7 protein-coding genes are annotated in these 5,047 nt (G+C 73.0%); 5 read left to right on the top strand and 2 right to left on the bottom strand.

Annotated features, from left to right (window positions below):
• The first annotated feature begins 186 nt into the window (after window positions 1-186).
• The 5 genes from ACY0I8_RS16225 (at window position 187) to ACY0I8_RS16245 (ending at window position 4,111) form a co-directional block, all read left to right on the top strand.
• Window positions 187-1,023, top strand: a complete 837-nt coding sequence (locus ACY0I8_RS16225) for a methyltransferase domain-containing protein (protein ID WP_461395573.1) — start codon at window positions 187-189, stop codon at window positions 1,021-1,023.
• Between the two features lie 62 nt (window positions 1,024-1,085).
• Window positions 1,086-2,024 (top strand): hypothetical protein, encoded by a 939-nt coding sequence (locus tag ACY0I8_RS16230; protein WP_461395574.1) that lies wholly within the window; start codon window positions 1,086-1,088, stop codon window positions 2,022-2,024.
• A gap of 77 nt (window positions 2,025-2,101) precedes the next feature.
• The gene (locus tag ACY0I8_RS16235; protein ID WP_461395575.1) at window positions 2,102-2,233 is read left to right on the top strand and encodes a CD1871A family CXXC motif-containing protein; all 132 of its coding nucleotides are present in this window, start codon (window positions 2,102-2,104) and stop codon (window positions 2,231-2,233) included.
• A 7-nt stretch (window positions 2,234-2,240) separates the two neighbouring features.
• Window positions 2,241-3,122 (top strand): 4Fe-4S binding protein, encoded by an 882-nt coding sequence (locus ACY0I8_RS16240; protein WP_461395576.1) that lies wholly within the window; start codon window positions 2,241-2,243, stop codon window positions 3,120-3,122.
• Window positions 3,092-4,111, top strand: coding sequence for a ribonuclease Z (locus ACY0I8_RS16245; RefSeq protein ID WP_461395577.1), 1,020 nt, complete (start codon window positions 3,092-3,094; stop codon window positions 4,109-4,111). The genes ACY0I8_RS16240 and ACY0I8_RS16245 overlap by 31 nt, the downstream gene beginning before the upstream one ends.
• A gap of 95 nt (window positions 4,112-4,206) precedes the next feature.
• Here the strand turns inward: ACY0I8_RS16245 and ACY0I8_RS16250 are convergent, their stop codons facing one another.
• Window positions 4,207-4,914, bottom strand: coding sequence for a pseudouridine synthase (locus ACY0I8_RS16250; RefSeq protein ID WP_461395578.1), 708 nt, complete (start codon window positions 4,912-4,914; stop codon window positions 4,207-4,209).
• A partial coding sequence (locus ACY0I8_RS16255; RefSeq protein ID WP_461395579.1) for a hypothetical protein occupies window positions 4,911-5,047 on the bottom strand: 137 nt, incomplete at its 5' end. The genes ACY0I8_RS16255 and ACY0I8_RS16250, both read right to left, overlap by 4 nt.

Below are 5,047 nucleotides of genomic sequence, written 5' to 3' on the forward strand. Positions count from 1 at the left end.
CCCCCCCCCCCCCCCCCCCGAGCCACTACAGCCCCCCTCTCCCCGGCCCTCTCCCCCCAAGGGGGAGAGGGAGACAGACGACGCGCGGCTTCGGGCCAGCGCGAGGCCGCGGGGCCGAGGCCTTCGTCGAAGGCATGTTTGGCGATTGTAGGGGAAAATGCAGCACCGACGGAACCCGAGGAGATTGTGAAACCCGGGACCATCCAGCGGGAGATCTTGGCGGTGTACGAGCGCACCGGCCGGGGCGGCGCCCGGGCCCCGCGGGGGCTCAACCTGGAGGTGGGGGAGGCGCTGGCACGCCGACTCGGATACGCCCCCGAGGATCTCGACGCCGTGCCGCCGCCCCTGCTCGAGGCGTTCGTGGGCGCCGCGAACCTGGCCGACCGGGTGGACGGCCCCGGCCCCGTGGCCGACCTGGGCTGCGGGGCCGGGCTCGAGGCCTGGATCCTGGCCCGCCGGGGGCACCCCGTGGCGGCCCTCGACGCCTCGGGGGCCATGCTCCGCCGCCTGGCCGGGTGCCTTCGGGGCGCGCCCCGATTGCCCCTGCGGCCCGTGCGCGGTCTTCTGCCCCGGCTCCCCTTCCGAGCCGACGCCTTCGACTGGGTGCTCCTGAACGGGGCCGCGAACCTCGTGCCGGAGCGCGACGAACTGCTCCGGGAGGCGGTCCGCGTCCTCCGCCCGGGGGGCTGGCTTCTCGTGGCGGACCTCGTGGCCGTGGAACCCCTCCCCGAGGGGATCCGGGACCTTCCCGAGGCCTGGGCCTGGTGCGTGGCCGGCGCCGAGAGTCCGGAGCGGTGGACCGAGCGGCTCGACCGGGCCGGGTTCGCAAGCCCACGGATCGAGATCTTGGAGCCGATCCCCCCGCTGGCCCGGGCGGTGATCGCGGCGCGGCGGTTCCCCCCGCCCCCCTCTCCCCGGCCCTCTCCCCCTGAGTGGGAGAGGGAGGCAGACGGCAGGGGACTCCGCGCGCAAGGCGGTCCCCCCGCCCCGGGGGGGTGGGGGGGCGGGGGGAGGGGGATGTAAGGACGGTATACGGGGTCCGACTACCCAGGCATGACAACGAAACCCCGAAAGGAGACGAAACCATGCGACGACTTGCCCTGGCCCTCACCCTCCTGCTCGCCGCCTGTGCGGGCCAGCGGACGGGGACGCCGATGAAGGGGATGGACCATTCCGCCATGATGGGCGGAGCCCACAGCCATTGCGCCCAGTGCGAGACCAACGCCGGCCACCACATGCCGGCCCTCTCGCCCCGGGAGGTGGACCGGGGCTACCGGTTCCGGCTGGAAACCGACCCCGCCACGCCCAGGGCCGGAGAGGGGACCCGGATCACGGTGCGGATCGAGACGGCCGACGGCCGGCCGGCAACCGGTCTCCAGGTCCACCACGAACGGCTGGTGCATTTCCTCGTGGTGAGCGAGAACCTCGAGGAGTTCCACCACCTCCATCCCGAGGACTTCGGACTCCTGACCGAGGAGGCGAAGGCCCAGGCCCGGTTCACCTTCCCGGTCACGCTGCGGTGGGGCGGCCGGTACGTGATCGCGGTGGACGCCGTGGACCAGGGCCGGGCCATCCACAAGGACCTGGAACTCTTGGTCGAAGGCCCGCCCCAGCCCCCCACCCGCTGGGATCTTTCCCGCACGAGGTCGGCCGACGGCCTCACCTGCGTTCTCCACACCATGCCCGACCGGATCGAGGCCCGGAACCGGGTGGAGGCGAACATCGAGCTCCGGGCGGCGGGCCGCCCCGTGACCGACCTGGAGCCATACCTGGGGGTCCTCACCCATCTCGCGATCTTCCGGGAGAACGCCTCGGCCTCGGCCCACACCCACGGCGGCGGACCCGAGTTCGCCCACCAGCACTTCCACGAGCCCACCCCGGGCTACCGGGGCCCCAAGCTCTACTGGGGGCACGTGTGCGACCAACCCGGACGCTACAGGATCTTTGCCCAGTTCCAGCGGGCCGGGCGGGTGTACACCGTGCCGTTCGACATCGAGGTCCACGCCCCCCACGAAGGCCGGTAGGTTTGGGCAAACCGAATCGGTTTTGCTACAATCAGCCCGGCGGCTCGGACGGCCAATGCGGTTCGGGGAGATGGGCGATGGGCAAGGCGTGGTGGGCGTCCCTTGCGGTGGCCGCCGCGGCGATCGCGGCCGGCGCGTACCTCGGCGAGGCCACCCAGGTCTTCATGAACGCGGCCAGCATCTGCCTGGCCTGCATAGGCATCGGGTAGGCCCGCCGTGCGCCACCGGGTCCAGGCCGTCGCCGCCTTCCTCCAAAACGCCTACCTCGCGTTTCCCTGGACCCGTAACCTTTACCAGGGGCCCCTGAAGAAGCTCTGCACCCCGGGGCTCAACTGCTACTCCTGCCCGGCGGCCGTCGCGGCCTGCCCCCTGGGCTCGCTCCAGCACTTCATCGCCGGATGGCGGCCGGCCCTCCGGTGGGGCACCTACCGGCTCGGGTTCTACGTGGTGGGGTTCCTCGCGGCGGTGGGGCTCCTCGGGGGGCGGTTCGCCTGCGGGTGGCTGTGCCCCTTCGGGTTCCTCCAGGAGGGGCTCCACCGGATCCCATCGCGAAAATTCGGGGTGCCCCGGGTCCTCGGGGGCATTCGGTACGTGGTGCTCCTCGGCCTCGTGGTGGGGCTCCCGCTCCTCGCCACCGGGCCCCTGGGCCACGGGGAGCCCTGGTTCTGCCGGGCCCTGTGCCCCGCCGGAACCCTGGAGGCCGGAGGGCTTTTCTTTCTCATCCCCGAACTCCGGGAGCAGGTCGGCCCATGGCTCTGGTGGAAGCTCGCCGCACTCGCCGGCGTGGTCGGGTGGGCCGTGGCGAGCTATCGCCCCTACTGCCGCACCCTCTGCCCCCTGGGCGCGATCTATGGGCTCCTCAACCGCTGGAGCGCCCTCCGGATCGACCACGACCCCACCCGGTGCGAGGGCTGCGAGGCCTGCCTTACGGCCTGCCGCATCGGGCTCGACCCCCGCCGGGATTCGGGGAGCCCGGCCTGCCTGCGTTGCCTAACCTGCGCCACCCGCGCCTGCCCCACCGGCGCCCTGGCCGTGAGCCTCGGGTCCCGCCGGTTCGAACCGACCCCGTGCGCCCCACGTTCCACCCCCACCTCGTGAACGGCCCCTTCGGGGACCCGGCCCTTCTGGTGCGGCTCCTAGGCCACGGCCGCACCCTGTTCCTGGACCTGGGGGATCTCCATCCCCTGCCGGCCCGGCCGGTGTTGAAGGCGACCCACGCCTTCGTGACCCACGCCCACATGGACCATTTCTGCGGCCTCGACACGGTGGTGCGCTACCGGCTGGGCCGGTCCGGGCTGTTCCGGGTGGTGGGCCCCCCGGGCATCGCCGACCGAGTCGAGGGGAAACTGCGGGGCTACACCTGGAACCTGGTGCATGCCTACGACGAGGCGTTCGAGCTGGAGGTGCTGGAATGGGGGGAGGGGTCGGGAACGCTCTGGGCGTTTCCGTGCCGGGACGGGTTTCCGCGCCGCCCCCGGGGCGGGGTGCCCCTGCCCGAACCCGAACCCGGCCTCCGCACCGTCCACGAAGAGCCGGCGTTCCGGGTCTTCGCGGCCGAACTGGACCACCAGGTGCCGTGCCTCGCGTTCTGCCTGGAGGAGCCCGTGCACGTGAACGTGGCCCGCGACGCCCTGGACCGCCTCGGCCTTCCTCCCGGCCCCTGGCTCCGGCCGGCCAAGCAGGCCCTCCAGGCCGGCCGCTCCCCGGACCACCCCGTCGAACTGCCGCACGGGGGCACGGTGCCCCTGGGGACCCTGCAGGAGCAGGGGGTCCTCCGGCTCACCCGGGGTCAGAAGCTCGCCTACGTCACCGACTGTCTCTGGGCCGAGCCCGGCATCTCCCGGGCCGTGGCCCTGGCCCGGGACGCCCACGTGCTCTACTGCGAGGCCGCATTCCTGGAAGAGGACGCGGACCGGGCCCGGGAGCGCCACCACCTCACCGCGGCCCAGGCCGGGGAGCTCGCCCGCCGGGCCGGGGTGGGGGAGCTGCGGATCTTCCACTTCTCGCCCAAGTACCGCGACCGGGAACGGGAACTGCTCGCCGAGGCCGCCGAGGCCTTCGGGGGCCCGGTGGCGCTGGCGAAGTAAGGTCGTGGGTCGCGGGTCGTCGGGCGGCACCCCGCGGTGTCCGGGAATTTTCCGCCTCCCCCGGCGCCATCCGTGGCTCGCTCACTGGGGAAACCTTACGCCGGCAGGTCCTCCCAGCCCAGAACGGAAAACGCCTTCTCCCAGCGTTCATCGAAGGGGGCCCTCACCCGCACGGTCTCGCCGGTGGCCGGGCTGGGGAACGCGAGGGCCGTGGCGTGGAGCAGGAGACCCGGGATCCCCAAGCGATCCCGAAACAGTCGGTTGTGGCGGCCGTCGCCGTGGAGGGTGTCGCCGACGATGGGGTGGGAGATGCCGGAGAGGTGGCGGCGGATCTGGTGGGTGCGGCCCGTGACCGGTCGGACCTCCACGAGGCTGTACCGGGCCGCCGGGTAGGGGCCGACGGGGATCGGGAGCTCGGCCGTGGCCAGCCGGCGGTACCGGGTGAGGGCCGGCCGCATCGCGCCGGCTTCCCGGTCCTTCAGGGGCCGGTCGATCTCGCCCTCAGGCTCCGGCCACCCCCGGACGATGGCGTGGTAGCGCTTTTCGACCCGACCCTCCCGGAACGCCAGCGCCAGCTCCTGGGCCGCCCCGGGCGACAGGGCCATGACGAGGACCCCCGACGTGGCCCGGTCGAGCCGGTGCACCGGGTACACCCACCGGCCCAGAAGGTCCCGCAGCCGCCGGAGCACCGAGTCCTTCTCCCGTACCTGGGGCACGGGGTGGACGAGGAGCCCCGCGGGTTTGGCCACGGCCACGCAGGCCTGGTCTTGGTATACGATGGGAAGGGCCCCTTCCCCCCTCACTCCGCCACCCGGTCGTAGCGCTCGAACAGCATCTGGAAGGTGCCCCGGCCCTGGGTCTTGGAGCGCAGGTCCGTGGAGTACCCGAACATCCGGCGCAGGGGCACCAGGGCCTCGATCTCGGTGATGCCGGCCC

The sequence above is a fragment of the Deferrisoma sp. genome (assembly GCF_054681715.1).

Coding starts and splice junctions, on each gene's coding strand:
- ACY0I8_RS16230 (WP_461395574.1), top strand. CDS start 1,086: ATGCGACGACTTGCCCTGGCCCTCACCCTCCTGCTCGCCGCCTGTGCG.
- ACY0I8_RS16235 (WP_461395575.1), top strand. CDS start 2,102: ATGGGCAAGGCGTGGTGGGCGTCCCTTGCGGTGGCCGCCGCGGCGATC.